Below are 14,877 nucleotides of genomic sequence, written 5' to 3'. Positions count from 1 at the left end.
TGCCATGTCGGTCGGTAACGTCAATCCCAACCGAGGAACTTCACATGCTCATCGAGCGGCACGCGCTCGCGTTCGAAATTATTGAGCGGAGCGTCCGGGTCGCGGTAGCCAATCGCCATCCCGCAGAAGAACATGTAGCGCTCCTTGTCGAGGCCGAGATGCTCGCGGATCACGTCGGCGTAAAGCGCCATGTATTCCTGAAAGCAGCTGTCGAGCCCTTCCTCGCGTAATAGTAGCGCCACCGTCTGCAGCCACATGCCGGTGTCCGACCACTGCGCCTCCTTCATCAGGCGCGGGAAATAGACGAACATCACCGCAGGCGCATCGAAACTGGTCGCGTTGCGCATCATCGCTTTCATGCGCCCTTCGCCATCGTCGCGCGCAATGCCCATGGAACCGAACATCTCTTTCGAAACCTTGTTCAGCCGCTGCTTATACGCGTCCTCGGTGCCCGGCGCGCTCCAATCGTATTCGGCCTCCTGCGGCGGAGTGGTTGTGATCTTGGCCTGAAGCTCTTTCAGAGGCTCTCCGGTCAGGACGGTCGCTTCCCACGGCTGATAATTGCAGCCCGAGGCCGCCCAGCGCGCCTTGTCCATGACGCGGCGGAGGGTTTCGAGATCGACCGGCTTGTCGAGAAATTCCCGCACGGAGCGGCGGGTGGCGACGGCTTCGGTTACGTTCATGCTAGTGGAATTCCTAATTCTGTCGCCTTGGCACGAATGTACCCAGTTGCCATTTCCCCAATCAACTTCACGCCCCAAGAATTCAATTCTGAAGCTCCTTTTTTGGTTTTTCTCCAAATTTCTGGATCACGGACTTTATCGAGAAACTCGTGCCCCTCCCAGGTCATCTGGTATCAGTGCTCTTTGGGTTTATCGACAAACCCTGCAGAGATTAACAAGGCGAGATGACCGAAGATTTTCTCTTCATTAGCATCCAACCCCGGAAATCCCTGAAGTTGGTAAAAGATGCGATCATCACGCTCTTCCATCCAAAGCAGCATCTCGCGAATGAAGTCCATATCACGCTTCACCGCCGCCTCGGCCCTTTCTCATCCTCGAACAACTCGGCAAGCTGCTCCATGATGGTGCCGCCCAATTGTTCGACGTCCATGATCGTCACCGCGCGTCTGTAATAGCGCGTCACGTCGTGGCCGATGCCGATGGCGACAAGTTGTACGGGCGAGACGTTTTCGATCCAGTCGATCACACCGCGCAGATGCGCTTCGAGATAGCCAGCGCTGTTCACGCTCAGCGTGCTGTCATCGACAGGGGCACCGTCGGAAATCACCATCAGGATGCGGCGTTCTTCGGGGCGGTAGACGAGCCGCGAATGCGCCCAGAGCAGCGCTTCGCCATCAATGTTCTCCTTCAGCAGCCCCTCGCGCATCATCAGGCCGAGATTGCGGCGCGCGCGGCGCCATGGCTCATCGGCCTGCTTGTAGATGATGTGGCGCAAATCGTTGAGGCGACCGGGGTTCTGCGGTTTCCCATCGGCGAGCCAAGCCTCGCGCGCCTGCCCGCCCTTCCATGCGCGGGTGGTGAAGCCGAGGATTTCGGTCTTGACGCCGCAGCGCTCCAATGTGCGGGCAAGGATATCGGCGCTGATCGCGGCAATCGAGATGGGCCGACCGCGCATCGAGCCTGAATTGTCGATCAGCAGCGTGACGATCGTATCCTTGAAATCGATGTCCCGCTCGACCTTGTAGGTGAGCGCCGTGCCCGGCGATACGATCACGCGGGAAAGCCGCGCGGCATCGAGCACGCCCTCTTCCTGATCGAAATCCCAGCTGCGGTTCTGCTGCGCCATCAATCGGCGCTGGAGCCGGTTGGCGAGTCGGGTGACGACCCCTTGCAAGCCGGTCAGCTGGCTGTCGAGATAGGCGCGCAGCCGGTCTAGTTCCTCGGCATCGCAAAGTTCGGGCGCTTCGACTTCCTCGTCGAAACGGTCGGTGAAAGCCTTGTAATCGAGGCCATCGGGAATGTCGGCCTGCGGACGATTGGGCCGGACCGGCGCGTTGGAGGCGTCGCCGTCCTCGCCGGGCTCGCCCTCCTCGATCTCGTCCTCGGCGGACATATCGCTATCCGCATCGCCCTCGCCGTCGCCTTCGGCCATTTCGCCGGCCATTTCGGCGCTCTGCGGGTCGGCGTCGCCTTCGTCCTGGTCGTCACCGGTCTGCTCGTCATCCGCGCCGTCTTCGTCTTCGCCGTCATCATTGTCGGTGTCTTCGGGCGCGTCGGTCGGGCGCGTCAGATCGAGCTCGCGCAGCATGTCGAGCGTAAGCTGCTGAAACGCTTCCTGGTCCGCGAGCTGCTGGGACAAGGCATCGAAATCCTTGCCGACCTTGTCTTCGATGAACTCGCGCACGAGCCCGACGCCCGCCTTTGCGCGTTCGGGAATGGGGTCGCCGGTCAGCTGCTCGCGCAGCATCAGCGAAAGCGCGGTCTGGAGCGGGACTTCGCTGGAGTTTTGAGCGCGGACAATGTCATCGCCCGCAGTGCGAAGCTCGGTCGCTGCATCGAGGTTGGACTTGATCCCTCCAAACCGGTTCGCGCCCAGCGCCTCATATCTGACCTGCTCGATCGCGTCGTAGCATGCGCGCGCGACCGGCTCGGGCGGAGCGCCCGTCGCGTGCAGACCTGCGTTGTGATGACGCAGCTTAAGCGCGAAACTGTCGGCAAAACCGCGCGCCTCGGTCACCTGCTCGCCGGGCAGCTCACGCGCCGGCAAGGGAACGCGGAACCGGTTTCCCGAAGCCCCGGGCACATCCGCACTCCACGCAACCTCAACCTCCGAATCCTTCGCGATGGCGCGGGCCGCTCCGGTCAGGGCGTGCTTGAACTTATCGAGAGGGGATTCTTCGGCCATTTGCGTTTTCGTTAGCAACTCATGAGTTCCTGCGGAAGCAGGAACCTGGAATTACGAAATATACAGCTGGACTCCTGCGTTCGCAGGAGATCACATCGGGCTCAGAGAATGCTCTGTCCCGTCTTTTCCCAGTCGGCGAGGAAGCCTTCGATCCCCTTGTCGGTAAGGACGTGCTTGAACAGGCCGTGGATGACCTTTGGCGGAGCGGTCATCACATCGGCGCCGATCTTCGCGCTTTCGAGGACATGCGTCACATGGCGCACGCTGGCGACGAGGATTTCGGTTTCGAAACCGTAATTGTCGTAAATCAGGCGGATGTCTTCGATCAGGTCCATTCCGTCGAAGCCGTTGTCATCGTGCCGGCCAACGAATGGGGAGATGAAGGTCGCGCCTGCCTTCGCCGCAAGCAGGGCCTGATTGGCGGAGAAGCACAGGGTCACATTCACCATCGTGCCGTCTTCGGTCAGTGCCTTGCACGTCTTCAGCCCGTCGACCGTCAGCGGCACCTTGATGCAGACATTATCCGCGATCTTGCGCAGAACTTCGGCCTCTTTCATCATCGTGTCGTGGTCGAGCGCGACAACCTCGGCGCTGACCGGCCCATCGACTAGGCCGCAAATTTCCTTTGTCACTTCCATGAAGTCACGGCCCGATTTCGCAATCAGCGAAGGGTTGGTCGTCACCCCGTCCAGCAGGCCGGTCGCGGCCAGTTCCTTGATGTCGTCAATTTCAGCGGTGTCGACGAAGAATTTCATGGCGCTCTGCTCCTTGGCGTGCGTGCGATTCGTTGATGGCGGGGATGGCATACCCACTTGAGAGAGGCCAGAGACCAGCGTGCGACCGCCCCCTTTTTTGCGCGGGAACCGGCCCGATGCAGGCAGGTTATTGCTATAATGTCGCCGTATCAGCGGTTTTCGGCGCAGGACGAGGGACAAAAAACGATGCGGATATTGGCTATCATCTGCGCAGTGTTCGGCACTCTGTGGGCCGCGCCTGCAGCTGCGACCGAAGAGGACTTTAACGTATGGACCGCCCAGTTCATCTTCTTCAATCTCGACGAAGACAAAGACTGGTATGCCCGTTTCGAAGCGCAGGAGCGTTTTACCGACGATGCGGACCGGCTGGGACAGCTGCTTTTGCGATCGTTCGTCGGCTATCGCATCAGCGATGCGGTCAATGTTGGCGGGGGCTACGCCTACATCCTGACGGATCCGGTTGGCCCGGTCGAAGTCAACGAGCACCGAATTTACCAGGAGTTGAATGTTACGCTATTCGACAATGGCAACGGCATCAGGCTCACATCCCGCAATAGGTTGGAGCAGCGGTTCTACGAGGAAAGTGGTTCGACCGGTTGGCGGTACCGAAATCTCGTGCAATTCATCGCGCCGATTACTGAGCGCAACAGCATCGTGCTCTACACCGAGCCCTTTATCGGTTTGAACGATGTGCCCTTCAATCGCGAGGGCGTTGCGAATTGGCGCAATTTTGCGGGCGTGTCCTTTCCCTTGACCCGAGAGCTCTCGTTCACGCCCGGTTACCTAAACCAATACGTCGTCCGGGACGGAGAAGACCGCGTCGATCATATCGTCAATCTGGCTGTCTTTGCCCGTTTCTGATCGGCGCTAAATCACAGCATCAGCGCCAAACACTCCGATCAACAGCGGATCGCCGGTTTCTTCGGGGTTTGCGCGGATCGCGGCTTCCTCGACGCCGATCTCGTTCCAGATTGCATCGTCGATATTGCCGGCCAGCCGCTGGGCGATGCCGCTAACATTGGTGCCTGCCGCGGCGTCGATCAATTGCCCGACAAGCGGATCGGACGCGATCCGGATCGCATCGCCGAGTTCGGGGATGAGCGCATCGATTAGCCGCCCGCCAAGCTCGCCGCGCAGCGCCTGCGTCGCGGCGGTCGGTCCGCCGCGCACCAGGGCGACCGCATTGGCAAACCCGATCGCGCGCACTGCGTCGGTCACGATCGGCGCAGCCCGATACGACCCTTCGATCGCGATATCGGCAAAGGCATCTTCCAATCGGCTCTTGAAAAGCGCGGAAGTGAGGATGCGCGAAAGCACGTCGCCGCGCGTGCCGAGCAGGTTGCCAAGACCAAGCTGCGTGACTTGTTGGTCCCAATACCCATCGGGCGCGGTCAGCCGGGCAAAAGCGCGCTCGCTCGACAACAGGAGCATGCGCCGGATCACCTCCTGCATGCTGAAACCGGGCACAGTCGAGCACGCAGGCAGGGCCAGCACGGCTGCTACGCCCAGCCCACTTCGTATAACCGACCGCCGCGCGAGAGTTTCGTTAATATCCATGCGTGCCTCCTTGTATGATCAGGCAATGGCTCTCCATATGGTTGGGTTCCGATGAACCGTATCCGACTCCTTGTTTTGAACGCCGCGCTCGGCCCGCTCGATTACAGCGTGCCCAACGGTGCTCGTGTGGAGCCGGGCAGCGTCGTGATCGCCCCACTCGGCCCGCGCACGGTAACAGGGATCGTGTGGGACGAGGGGCGCCTGCCGGGCAGCGAAGTGCCCGCAAGCAAGCTGCGCCCGATCCGCGAGGTGGTGTCCGTACCGCCGCTTGCCGAACCGCTCAGAAGGCTCATCGAGTGGACCGCCGATTATTACTGCGCGGCGCTCGCCAGCGTTGCCCGCATGGTGCTCTCGAGCGGAGGAGCGCTGGGCGGGCCGACCACCATGACCGAATACCGGCTGAGCGGCGGCACGCCCGAACGCATAACACCACAGCGCAAGGCTGCGATCGAAGCGCTCGACGGGGAACAGGGCACGATCCGCGAGCTGGCTGGCATCGCGGGCGTATCCGAAGGTGTGCTGCGCGGTCTGGTGAACCAGGGCGTGATCGAACCGGTGCAAGTCGCCATCGACCGCCCCTACCCGCCAGCCGATCCCGACTTCCATCAGCCAGCTTTGTCGGGAGAACAGCTGAATGTGGCCAAGACGCTGGTGAAGGCGGTGGAGGCCAAAAAATTTACGCCTGTCCTGCTCGACGGCGTGACCGGATCGGGCAAGACGGAAACCTATTTCGAACCCGTGGCCGAAGCGATCCGGTTGGGACGGCAGGTGCTTGTCCTGCTTCCCGAGATTGCGCTCACCGAAAACTTCCTCGTCCGTTTCGAGCAGCGCTTTGGCACGCCGCCGGTGTTGTGGCATTCTTCGCTCAAATCGACCGAGCGGCGGCGCGCATGGCGGGCGATCAGCGAAGGGTCCGCGCAGGTAATCGTCGGTGCGCGCTCGGCGCTGTTCCTGCCCTATGCCAAACTCGGCCTGATCGTGGTCGACGAAGCGCACGAGGTCAGCTTCAAGCAGGATGACGGCGTGCGCTACAACGCCCGCGACGTGTCCGTGATGCGGGCCCGGTTCGAGGACATTCCGGTCGTCCTGGCAAGCGCGACCCCCGCGCTCGAGAGCCTCCACATGGCGCAGACCGGCACATACAAGCTGCTCGAACTGCCCAGCCGTTTCGGCGGTGCTCAGTTGCCTGAGATCAAGCTGGTCAACCTCACCGAGGAAAAGCCCGCGAGCGGCCGCTGGCTGTCGGCCCCGGTCATCCACGCGCTGGAAGAGCGGCTGTCGCGCGGCGAGCAATCGCTGCTGTTCCTTAACCGCCGCGGCTATGCGCCGCTAACCCTTTGCCGCAATTGCGGGCACAGGTTCCAATGCCCCAATTGCAGCGCCTGGCTGGTTGAACACCGCCTCTCCGCGCGGCTCGCCTGCCATCATTGCGGGCTAGAAACCGCGCCGCCCGATACCTGCCCCGAATGCGGCGAAGGCGATTGCCTGGTCGCGTGCGGCCCCGGAGTCGAACGTATCGCGGATGAAGTCGCCGAGCTGTTTCCCGAAGCGCGCGTCGCTGTCGCCACTTCGGACACGCTTGGCAATCCGGAACGCGCGGCGGAATTCATCGCGCAAGCGGAAGCGAAAGCGATCGACGTCATCGTCGGCACGCAGCTTGTGACCAAGGGATTTCACTTTCCCGAACTGACGCTTGTCGGCGTGGTCGATGCCGATCTCGGGCTTGAAGGGGGAGACCTGCGCGCAGCCGAGCGCACTTATCAGCAGGTCGCGCAGGTCGCCGGCCGCGCGGGCCGCGGTGCGAAGCCGGGCGAAGTGCTGATCCAGACCCGCCATCCGGATGCTCCCGTGATCGCCGCGCTCGCAAACGGCGACCGCGACGCCTTCTACGCCGCCGAAACCGAGGCCCGCCGGGATGCGGGCGCACCGCCATTCGGGCGCTGGGCCGCGATCATCCTTTCTTCGGAGGACGAAAAAGAAGCGCGCGAAGCCGCCGTGCGGCTGGGCGATACGCGCCCGCACCTCGATGACCTCTACATCCTCGGCCCGGCCCCCGCCCCATTGGCGCTTCTGCGCGGCCGATACCGCTATCGCTTTCTCGTGAACGCGCGGCGCAGTGCGAACCTGCAGGATGTCCTCAGGCAATGGATCGACGCGCACACATTCGCGCCCGGCGTAAGGGTCGGGGTGGATATCGATCCCTACAGCTTCGTCTGAGGCACCAATCCCCTCGCCGATCATTGTGGCGACATGGCAGACCAACCCATTCTCGTACTCGTCCTCGGCGACCAGCTGACCCGCACCCTGCCCAGCCTGCGGGGCCGGACGAAGGACGATACCGTCATCCTGATGATGGAGGTCTGGGACGAGGCGACCTATGTCAAGCATCACAAGCAGAAGATCGTCCTGATCTTTTCGGCCATGCGCCATTTCGCGGAAGAATTGCGCGATGCCGGGTGGACGGTCGATTATGTGAAACTTACCGACGAGGGCAATTCAGGCAGCTTCACCGGCGAGGTGGCGCGCGCCATCAAGCGGCACGATCCCCGCGCCGTGCACATTACTGAAGCGGGCGAATGGCGGGTGCAGCAAGCCATCGAGGAATGGCCCGACAAATTCGCGTGCGAGGTCGAGATCCTCCCCGATGACCGTTTCCTGTGCTCGCACGACGAATTCAAGGATTGGGCCGAGGACCGCAAGCACCTGACAATGGAGCATTTCTACCGCGAGATGCGCCGCAAGACAGGCCTGCTTATGACCGAGGATGGAAAGCCCGAAGGCGGCGACTGGAATTACGACAAGGACAATCGCGAGCCTCCTAAAGACAACATGGATCCGCCCGCAGTTCCGAAGTTCGAACCCGACGAGATCACGAACGAGGTGATCGAGCTCGTCGGCGAGAAATTTGCGGACCATTTCGGGGATCTCGAACCGTTCGGCTGGCCGGTCACGAGCGACGAGGCAGAGAAGGCCGCCGGCGCCTTTTTTGCCCAGCGGATCGAGAAATTCGGGCCCTATCAGGACGCGATGGTCCACGGGTCGGACGACATGTACCACTCGATGCTGTCGACCAGCATCAATTGCGGCCTGCTCGACCCGCTCGATCTGTGCAAGCGCGCCGAGCAAGCTTACGAAGACGGCAAAGCGCCGATCAATTCGGTCGAGGGTTTCATCCGCCAGATCATCGGCTGGCGCGAATACATTCGCGGGTTCTACTGGCTCCACATGCCGGGGCTCGAAAGCGACAACAAACTAAATGCCCAGCGCGGCCTGCCGGAGTTTTTCTGGACCGGTGAGACCGACATGCGATGTCTTTCCGACTGTATCCGCTCAACCCGCGAGGATGCGCACGCGCATCACATCCAGCGGCTAATGGTGCTCGGCAATTTTTGCCTGCTCGCCGGGATCAATCCGCGCGATGTGCAGGACTGGTATCTCGCGGTTTATGCCGATGCCTACCAGTGGGTGGAGCTGCCGAATGTCAGCGCGATGATCCTCTACGCCGATGGCGGCAAGCTCGCGACAAAACCCTACGCGGCGAGCGGCAATTACATCAACAAGATGTCCGACTACTGCAAGGAATGCACCTATTCGGTCAGCAAGAAAACCGGCGAAGGCGCGTGTCCGTTCAACCCGCTCTACTGGCATTTCATGGACCGCCACCGTGACCGGCTGGAGAGCAATCACCGTATCGGCCGCATTTATTCCAACTGGGACCGCATGGATGACGAGAAGAAGCAGGACTACCTCGATACGGCGCAGAAATTTCTCGACAGTCTGACCCCTGCCGATAGTAGCTGGGCGCGAAACGAATAAGAGGAGAACCAGACATGCTGACTGTCCACCACCTGCGCATTTCGCAATCCGAACGCATCGTCTGGCTGTGCGAGGAACTCGGCCTCGATTACGAGCTTAAGCTCTACAATCGCGATCCCGAGACGCGGCTTGCCCCGCCGGAGCTTAAAACGATCCATCCGATGGAAATCGCGCCCGTGATCGAAGATGGCGATCTGAAGCTCGGCGAAAGCGGTGCGATCGTCGAATATATCGTCGGCAAATACGCGCCCGACACCGATCTCGTCCCCGGGCCCGACCACACGGACTTCGCCGATCACCTCTACTGGTTCCACTTCGCCAATGCGACGTTCATGACCAACGGCATGATGCAGATCGCCGTTGGTGCGGTCGGAGCGGAAATGCCGCCACCGCTCGCAAAACGGATCACGAATGCCTGGTCGCAGATCGAGCGACGCCTTGGCGAAGCGAACTATTTCGGCGGATCGCAGCTGACCACCGCCGACATCATGATGGTGTTCCAGCTGACGACCAGCCGCGCCTTCAACGGCATGACCATCGACCACCTGCCGAACCTGAAAGCCTACCTGCAGCGCATAGGCACGCGGGAGGCGTACCAGCGGGCGATGGAAAAGTGCGAACCGGGCTTCCCGCCCAAGCTGGACTGAGGCTGCGTTCAGACTAGGAAAATTTCCGGCGTCAGGCAGCCAGTTTGATGCGCCGGTCGATCTTCTCGACTGTCCAGACAGTGCCATCGCTGCCGGATTTGAAACCGATCTCACCGCCGACCTGGTCCGCGAGATCTTCGATCAGCTGCATGCCTTGCGAACCGGATTTCGCCGCCGCGATTTCGTGATCGAAGCCGGAACCATTATCCGAAACGCTCAGCATCAGATCGTCGTCAACGCTCGTAATGCTCACGTCGATCACGCCCTCTCCTTCGGGGAAGGCGTGCTTATAGGCGTTCGTCACCAACTCGCATACGAGGAGGGCAAGCGGGGTCGCGATCGATACATCCACCGGGAGCGATGCAATGTCGTGCCTTAGCTCGATGCCTTCCTGGCCCATACCCTCCTCTAGCAGGTCCAGCAGCTCGACGATGAACTTGTCGAGCTGAGCTTCGGTCGAGGCATCGCCTTCCCTGTTGTAAAGATATTGATGCACGAGCGCCATCGCGCGCACCCGGTTCGCGCTGTTGCTGTTTCCGGCATCACTACTACGCGCAGGCGCAGCGCCTTTCTCCTCCGACCGCAGCAAGCTTGCCATCATCTGGAAATTGTTTCCGGTCCGGTGGTGGATTTCCTGAAGGAAGAGATCGCGCGTCTTTACCAGGGCCTTTTGCATCCGGTAGGAACGGAAACTGGCGTAGGCGACCGTCCCAACCAGCAAAGCCAGCGCGATCATCAAACCGATCGCCAGCTGCGACTGCTTCAGCCGGGAACTCGACAGTTCGGCCTCTTGCTCGAGGCTCGCAAGCTGCCGATCGCGGTCGCGGATGTCGAAGAGCAACTCCGTGTTCGCGATCGCTCTCATTTTCTCGTCTTCGAAAAAGACATCGTTGAGCTGCGCTGCTGCAAGAAAGTAAGGCGCGGCTTCAGCCGGCCGGCCCATGCGGGTGAGCAGCCTAGCTGTCAGATCCGCATAGCCCAGTTTCAGCGCAATATCGCCCGGTCGTTCGGTGAGCGCCTCTGCCCCGCCGTTGTCGGGTTCGATAATAGTGCGGGCCGTGTCGAGCGCTTCCTTCGCCTTGCCCGTCTGATCCTCGTCAAGATAGTGTTGGGCCACCCATAGCAATCCGCTCGCCCCTTCGAACTCGTCCCGCGTCTCTAGGATCAGCGGGATTGCGCGCTCCGCCATTGCAATCGCGGCCTCTTTTTGGCCAGACTCATAAAGCGCCTCCGCGTGACCCAGCTCGAGGTGACCGATCAGGAATTCGGTCGGCTCCTTGTCGTTGTACTCCTTCGCGCGGACGTAGGCGCCAACGGCTTTATCATACTGCTCGTCGTGATAGTATGCTTTGCCGAGATTGCCGTAAGCTCCCGCAAGTCGATACGTGTCATCAGGCACGAATTCCTTGTAGCTCTCGATCGCCCGACTGTGAAAACGGATGGCTTCTTTCGACCCTCCGATATTGTCGAAGATGTTCCCGATATTGGTGAAAATCATACCTGTCTTGTCGAAGCGACCTGCCCCTTCATAAGCGGCCAGTGCCTCCAGATAGAGTTCCACGGCGGTATCGGTCTCTCCATCGCGCTTCGCGCGGACTGCGAGCGCATTGAAAATGGCTGGGAGAGCGGCGGTGACATTGCCCATTTTCGCAAATCGCAGGGATGCCCGAAAATGCCGTTCCATCACCTCGGTCGGTCCGGCGTCGCGGGCCGTCTGAACGCCTTTGGCGTAATAGAGATGCGAGAGCGAAGTCAGGTCGTCTGCTGCGCTCGCGGCTTCGATCAAGCGATCGGCTTCGGCCATATCCAGCCGCCCTTTGACAGCCTCGCCGGTCTTTGTGAGTGAAGTGAGCTTGCGGTGCGCAACCGGAGCAAGCTTGGTCGCGAGCGCTGGAACCTCATCAGCGTCCATATAGCTCGGAAGCTTGTTCACGTAGAAATCGATATGGCGATCCTGAGCGAATGGCGACATGCGAGGTAGAGCCTCGACGCAGCGCTCGCCGAGCTCATCGATTTCGGGGAATTGCGACGGGTTCAAACGCTCGATCTGGGCGCACGGATCATCTGATTGCGCTGCTGCCGGCAGTGGTGCCAACACTGCCATGGCCAGGCATAGCGAAAGCAGACACGCGAGTTCGCGCACGCTGCGCAGATTGAGGCAGCGAAGCAGCGCTTTTCTGGGGTCGCAGTCAGCCCCGAACAATCGTCATCCTCACGTCCGCAATAAATTTGCGCATACAATTAACACGGGAGGTCGATTGTTACAATTGGACAGTGTTACAATAGGAGCGCAATATGACGGGGCTTGGCGCGGGCCAAAAGCTCGCGAATAATGCGAGAGTTTGAGAGGGTTCATTGCACCCACAACCCTCCGTTCACTCGCCCCCTTCGCGCTTCAGCAATTCCGCCTTGATCTCCGGTCCATAGGCATATCCGCCCACACCTCCGCTTGCGGGGACGACGCGGTGGCAGGGGATCAGCACGGCGATGTTGTTTGCCCCGTTCGCGCTGCCGACTGCGCGGCTGGCCTTGGGATTGCCGAGCATGGCTGCCTGCTCGCCGTAGCTGCGCGTCTCGCCCGGCGGAATCTCGCGTAGAGCCTGCCAGCAGCGCTGCTGAAATGCGGTGCCTTTTATGTCGAGCGGGATTGCCGAACTGTCGCTGCCGGGATCCTCTACCGCCGCGACCACCTGATCGAAAAGCGCGCGGAAATCCTCTCCCGCTTCAACCAGTTCTGCCTTGAGGAAACGTGCGCGCAGCTCATCCTCGCCTTCGCCGAACGAGAGGCAGCACACGCCCTTCTCCGTCGCGGCGACGAGCATATCGCCGAGCGAGGTGGCGATCACACTCCAGTGCACGGTCCGTCCGGCTCCGCCGTCACGCCAATCGCTCGCCTGCATGCCCAGTCGTCCTTTCATGTCCGCGTAAAAACGCGATGGTGCGGAATAGCCCGCGTCGTAAAGCGCATCGGTCACGGTTGCACCGCTTTCGAGAGCCTCACGAACGCGCTCTTCACGCAAGGCCCTTGCAAACGCAGCGGGTGAAAGCCCCACTGTGCGCTTGAAAAGCCGCTGAAAATGCGTGGGTGAATACCCCGTAAGCTCCGCCAGTTGGTCGAGCGTCATTGCGCCGCCCGAACGGATCGCGCCGATGGCTGCGAGCACGCACGCCTCCTCCGCGCTCTGCGTGTTGGGCGAGCAGCGCTTGCAGGCGCGCAATCCGGCGGCTTCCGCATCGGCGGGGCCCGCGTAGAACCGCACATTCTTGCGCAAGGGTGCCCGCGCCGGGCAACTCGGGCGGCAATAGATGCCGGTCGAATGCACCCCGGTCACGAACGCGCCATCGTACCGTCGGTCCTTTGCAAGCGCGATCCGCCAGCGCTCTTCATCCGTAAGCTCTTTTGTGTTCGTCATGCGGCCGCTTTTCCCACAGACCGGCTTACAGCGCATCCCGAAGCTTGCGGTCAATGACCCGCATTGCGTAAAGATCGCCGCGATGAAGAAATTGATACAGGTTTTTGCGGCACTGTTCGCCTTGCTGGTCGCTTCGGCGGCCTACGCAGACGCTGGCGATGTCGAGGCGGCAGCGCGCGGCGTCGTGCGGGTCGTGATTATCAGCCAGAATGGCGAGGAATTGGTGCCGGTAACCCACGGCAGTGGTTTTGCCGTCACACCGACCAAGATCGTAACCAATGCCCACGTCATCCGAGAGGCCTTGCAGGACGACACCCTGCGGATCGGTATCGTGCCCAGCGAAGGCGACGACGGCGCGTTTGGACGCCCGCTGGCCGTCAGTCCGCGCAACGATCTGGCCCTTATCGAAATCACCGATGATGCGATCCGACTCCCGCCGCTAACCATTGCGGGCGGCGTCGGGGCCAACCTCGGCGAGGTTTCCGCAGTTGGCTACCCAATGAATGTCGATCTGGCGCAGGGCCTGGAGATCAGCGACATCTTCAACGCTCAGCCGCCGGTCAAGAGCCGCGGCTTTCTGTCGGGCGAACGGCCCAGCCGGCAGTTCGACACGATCCTGCACACCGCTCCAATCGCGCGCGGCAATTCGGGCGGTCCCTTGCTCGATGGTTGCGGCAGGGTGCTCGGTGTCAATTCGTTCGGAGCAGACTCCAACGGGTCGGATGCCGAATTCTACTTCGCGGTCAGCCTGCGCGAACTGCTGCCTTTCTTGCGCGCCAACGATATCGAACCGCAGACCAATGCCTTGCCATGCCGGTCGATCGACGAGCTTAACGCAGCCGAGCGCGCGCGGTTCGAAGCCGAGCGGGCTGACGCAAGAGCGCTGCTCGAGGCGCGCGAGGACGAAATGCGCGAGGCGCGCGCGGATGCCCGCCTTTCCGCGCAAATGGCGGTGATGGAGGAGCGGGACAATGCGATGGCGATCGCGCTGATCCTGCTCCTGATAGGGATCGGCGCCGGATACGCTGCGATCCAGCTGCGCCAGCAGTCCCGATTGAACCCGGAAGGTGACGCGACGGCCCAGATGCGCACTATGGTCGCTGCCGGAATTGCGGGCGCGGCGATCATCGGCACGGTTCTGATCTGGATTACCCGCCCCGGTTACAGCGAGATCGAGGACCGTGTTGCTGCGGCTCTTGAAGAATTGGAGCTCAACGGCGGCGAAAGCGGACCGCCCGTCTCGCTCGCGGGCGACGGCACACTCATCTGCACGCTGGTGCCTGAACGCAGCCGGATCACCGGCGCACGGACGGATGATGTCGAATTCAGTTGGGCGGCCGACGGATGCCTCAATGGCCGGACGCAATATGGGATGACCAATGGCGAATGGTCGCGTGTGCTCGTCCCGAACGACGAAGCCGCTGTCTCGGTCAACACATACGACCCGCAAACGCGAACCTTCAGGACGGACCGTTACCTGCTGAGCCGCAGTCAGATGCAGGCGGCGCGCGAAATTCGCAGCGCCTACACCCCGCCCGCCTGCGGCGTGCTCGACGCACCACGCATTCTGGGCGAGCAGCAGTCGGGTGTGCTGGCGCAATTGCCCTCACGGCCGAACGAGCGACTGGTCTATACTTGCGAGGCTGCGGCGACGGCTGGTGCTGCTGATGAGCAGTGATTATCATCTGGTGGAAAATAGCTCGGACCGCCTTGAAAACACAGGTGTATAACCTAAATCCGACGACGTCCTCACATGAGGGGACGGAAGGTAGGCTTGCATTGCAAGGTTTTCTGAAGTTCCCGACTTTGTCGCAAACATGG

The 14,877-nt window shown here is 61.3% G+C and carries 13 protein-coding genes; 5 read left to right on the top strand and 8 right to left on the bottom strand.

The window, feature by feature from the left end; genetic code table 11:
- Positions 1-20: 20 nt before the first annotated feature.
- From IB285_RS03495 to fsa, 5 genes are all read right to left on the bottom strand, one after another.
- Positions 21-683, bottom strand: coding sequence for a nitroreductase (locus tag IB285_RS03495; protein ID WP_190786869.1), 663 nt, complete (start codon positions 681-683; stop codon positions 21-23).
- Positions 680-850: a DUF2513 domain-containing protein gene (locus IB285_RS03490; protein ID WP_190786868.1), complete on the bottom strand. Its 171-nt coding sequence runs from the start codon at positions 848-850 to the stop codon at positions 680-682. The genes IB285_RS03495 and IB285_RS03490 overlap by 4 nt, the downstream gene beginning before the upstream one ends.
- 6 nt (positions 851-856) lie before the next feature.
- A complete protein-coding gene (locus IB285_RS03485) occupies positions 857-1,033 on the bottom strand; it encodes a hypothetical protein (RefSeq protein ID WP_190786867.1) in 177 nt (58 codons plus the stop codon).
- On the bottom strand, positions 1,030-2,868 hold the full coding sequence (gene cobT / locus IB285_RS03480) for a cobaltochelatase subunit CobT (protein WP_190786866.1): 1,839 nt from the start codon (positions 2,866-2,868) through the stop codon (positions 1,030-1,032). Before cobT ends, IB285_RS03485 begins: the two co-directional genes overlap by 4 nt.
- Before the next feature lie 101 nt (positions 2,869-2,969).
- Positions 2,970-3,623 (bottom strand): fructose-6-phosphate aldolase, encoded by a 654-nt coding sequence (fsa, locus tag IB285_RS03475; RefSeq protein ID WP_190786865.1) that lies wholly within the window; start codon positions 3,621-3,623, stop codon positions 2,970-2,972.
- A gap of 186 nt (positions 3,624-3,809) precedes the next feature.
- On the opposite strand from fsa, the gene IB285_RS03470 reads away from it, so the two are divergent.
- The gene (locus IB285_RS03470; protein ID WP_190786864.1) at positions 3,810-4,484 is read left to right on the top strand and encodes a DUF2490 domain-containing protein; all 675 of its coding nucleotides are present in this window, start codon (positions 3,810-3,812) and stop codon (positions 4,482-4,484) included.
- 6 nt (positions 4,485-4,490) lie between these two features.
- On the opposite strand, the gene IB285_RS03465 is transcribed toward IB285_RS03470, so the two are convergent.
- Positions 4,491-5,180, bottom strand: a complete 690-nt coding sequence (locus IB285_RS03465; RefSeq protein WP_190786863.1) for a DUF4197 domain-containing protein — start codon at positions 5,178-5,180, stop codon at positions 4,491-4,493.
- A gap of 51 nt (positions 5,181-5,231) precedes the next feature.
- Between IB285_RS03465 and IB285_RS03460 the strand changes: the two genes are divergently transcribed.
- From IB285_RS03460 to IB285_RS03450, 3 genes are read left to right on the top strand one after another with little or no spacing between them, the layout of a single operon-like run.
- Positions 5,232-7,397, top strand: a complete 2,166-nt coding sequence (locus IB285_RS03460) for a primosomal protein N' (RefSeq protein WP_190786862.1) — start codon at positions 5,232-5,234, stop codon at positions 7,395-7,397.
- Between the two features lie 33 nt (positions 7,398-7,430).
- The gene (locus tag IB285_RS03455) at positions 7,431-8,996 is read left to right on the top strand and encodes a cryptochrome/photolyase family protein (RefSeq protein ID WP_190786861.1); all 1,566 of its coding nucleotides are present in this window, start codon (positions 7,431-7,433) and stop codon (positions 8,994-8,996) included.
- A gap of 14 nt (positions 8,997-9,010) precedes the next feature.
- Entirely contained in the window at positions 9,011-9,643 is a 633-nt protein-coding gene (locus IB285_RS03450; protein ID WP_190786860.1) for a glutathione S-transferase family protein, read from the top strand.
- A gap of 31 nt (positions 9,644-9,674) precedes the next feature.
- Here the strand turns inward: IB285_RS03450 and IB285_RS03445 are convergent, their stop codons facing one another.
- Together IB285_RS03445 and IB285_RS03440 are read right to left on the bottom strand one after the other, a co-directional pair.
- Complete coding sequence (locus IB285_RS03445; RefSeq protein WP_190786859.1) at positions 9,675-11,747, bottom strand: histidine kinase dimerization/phosphoacceptor domain -containing protein; 2,073 nt, start codon at positions 11,745-11,747, stop codon at positions 9,675-9,677.
- Between the two features lie 271 nt (positions 11,748-12,018).
- Positions 12,019-13,056: a bifunctional transcriptional activator/DNA repair enzyme AdaA gene (locus tag IB285_RS03440; protein ID WP_190786858.1), complete on the bottom strand. Its 1,038-nt coding sequence runs from the start codon at positions 13,054-13,056 to the stop codon at positions 12,019-12,021.
- Positions 13,057-13,138: 82 nt separating this feature from the next.
- On the opposite strand from IB285_RS03440, the gene IB285_RS03435 reads away from it, so the two are divergent.
- A complete protein-coding gene (locus tag IB285_RS03435) occupies positions 13,139-14,734 on the top strand; it encodes a S1 family peptidase (protein WP_190786857.1) in 1,596 nt (531 codons plus the stop codon).
- Positions 14,735-14,877 lie beyond the last annotated feature (143 nt).

Source organism: Erythrobacter rubeus, from assembly GCF_014705715.1.
Lineage (GTDB): Bacteria > Pseudomonadota > Alphaproteobacteria > Sphingomonadales > Sphingomonadaceae > Erythrobacter > Erythrobacter rubeus.
Note: the sequence above shows the minus strand (reverse complement) of the source record. Positions and strands in the feature narration are given on the sequence as shown.

What these genes read in the sequence shown, in the direction of transcription:
- IB285_RS03490 (WP_190786868.1), bottom strand. Translation starts at nt 850, where the DNA reads ATGACCTGGGAGGGGCACGAGTTTCTCGATAAAGTCCGTGATCCAGAA.
- IB285_RS03445 (WP_190786859.1), bottom strand. Translation starts at nt 11,747, where the DNA reads ATGGCAGTGTTGGCACCACTGCCGGCAGCAGCGCAATCAGATGATCCG.
- IB285_RS03455 (WP_190786861.1), top strand. Translation starts at nt 7,431, where the DNA reads ATGGCAGACCAACCCATTCTCGTACTCGTCCTCGGCGACCAGCTGACC.
- IB285_RS03450 (WP_190786860.1), top strand. Translation starts at nt 9,011, where the DNA reads ATGCTGACTGTCCACCACCTGCGCATTTCGCAATCCGAACGCATCGTC.
- IB285_RS03440 (WP_190786858.1), bottom strand. Translation starts at nt 13,056, where the DNA reads ATGACGAACACAAAAGAGCTTACGGATGAAGAGCGCTGGCGGATCGCG.
- IB285_RS03435 (WP_190786857.1), top strand. Translation starts at nt 13,139, where the DNA reads ATGAAGAAATTGATACAGGTTTTTGCGGCACTGTTCGCCTTGCTGGTC.
- IB285_RS03470 (WP_190786864.1), top strand. Translation starts at nt 3,810, where the DNA reads ATGCGGATATTGGCTATCATCTGCGCAGTGTTCGGCACTCTGTGGGCC.
- cobT (WP_190786866.1), bottom strand. Translation starts at nt 2,868, where the DNA reads ATGGCCGAAGAATCCCCTCTCGATAAGTTCAAGCACGCCCTGACCGGA.
- IB285_RS03465 (WP_190786863.1), bottom strand. Translation starts at nt 5,180, where the DNA reads ATGGATATTAACGAAACTCTCGCGCGGCGGTCGGTTATACGAAGTGGG.
- IB285_RS03495 (WP_190786869.1), bottom strand. Translation starts at nt 683, where the DNA reads ATGAACGTAACCGAAGCCGTCGCCACCCGCCGCTCCGTGCGGGAATTT.
- IB285_RS03460 (WP_190786862.1), top strand. Translation starts at nt 5,232, where the DNA reads ATGAACCGTATCCGACTCCTTGTTTTGAACGCCGCGCTCGGCCCGCTC.
- fsa (WP_190786865.1), bottom strand. Translation starts at nt 3,623, where the DNA reads ATGAAATTCTTCGTCGACACCGCTGAAATTGACGACATCAAGGAACTG.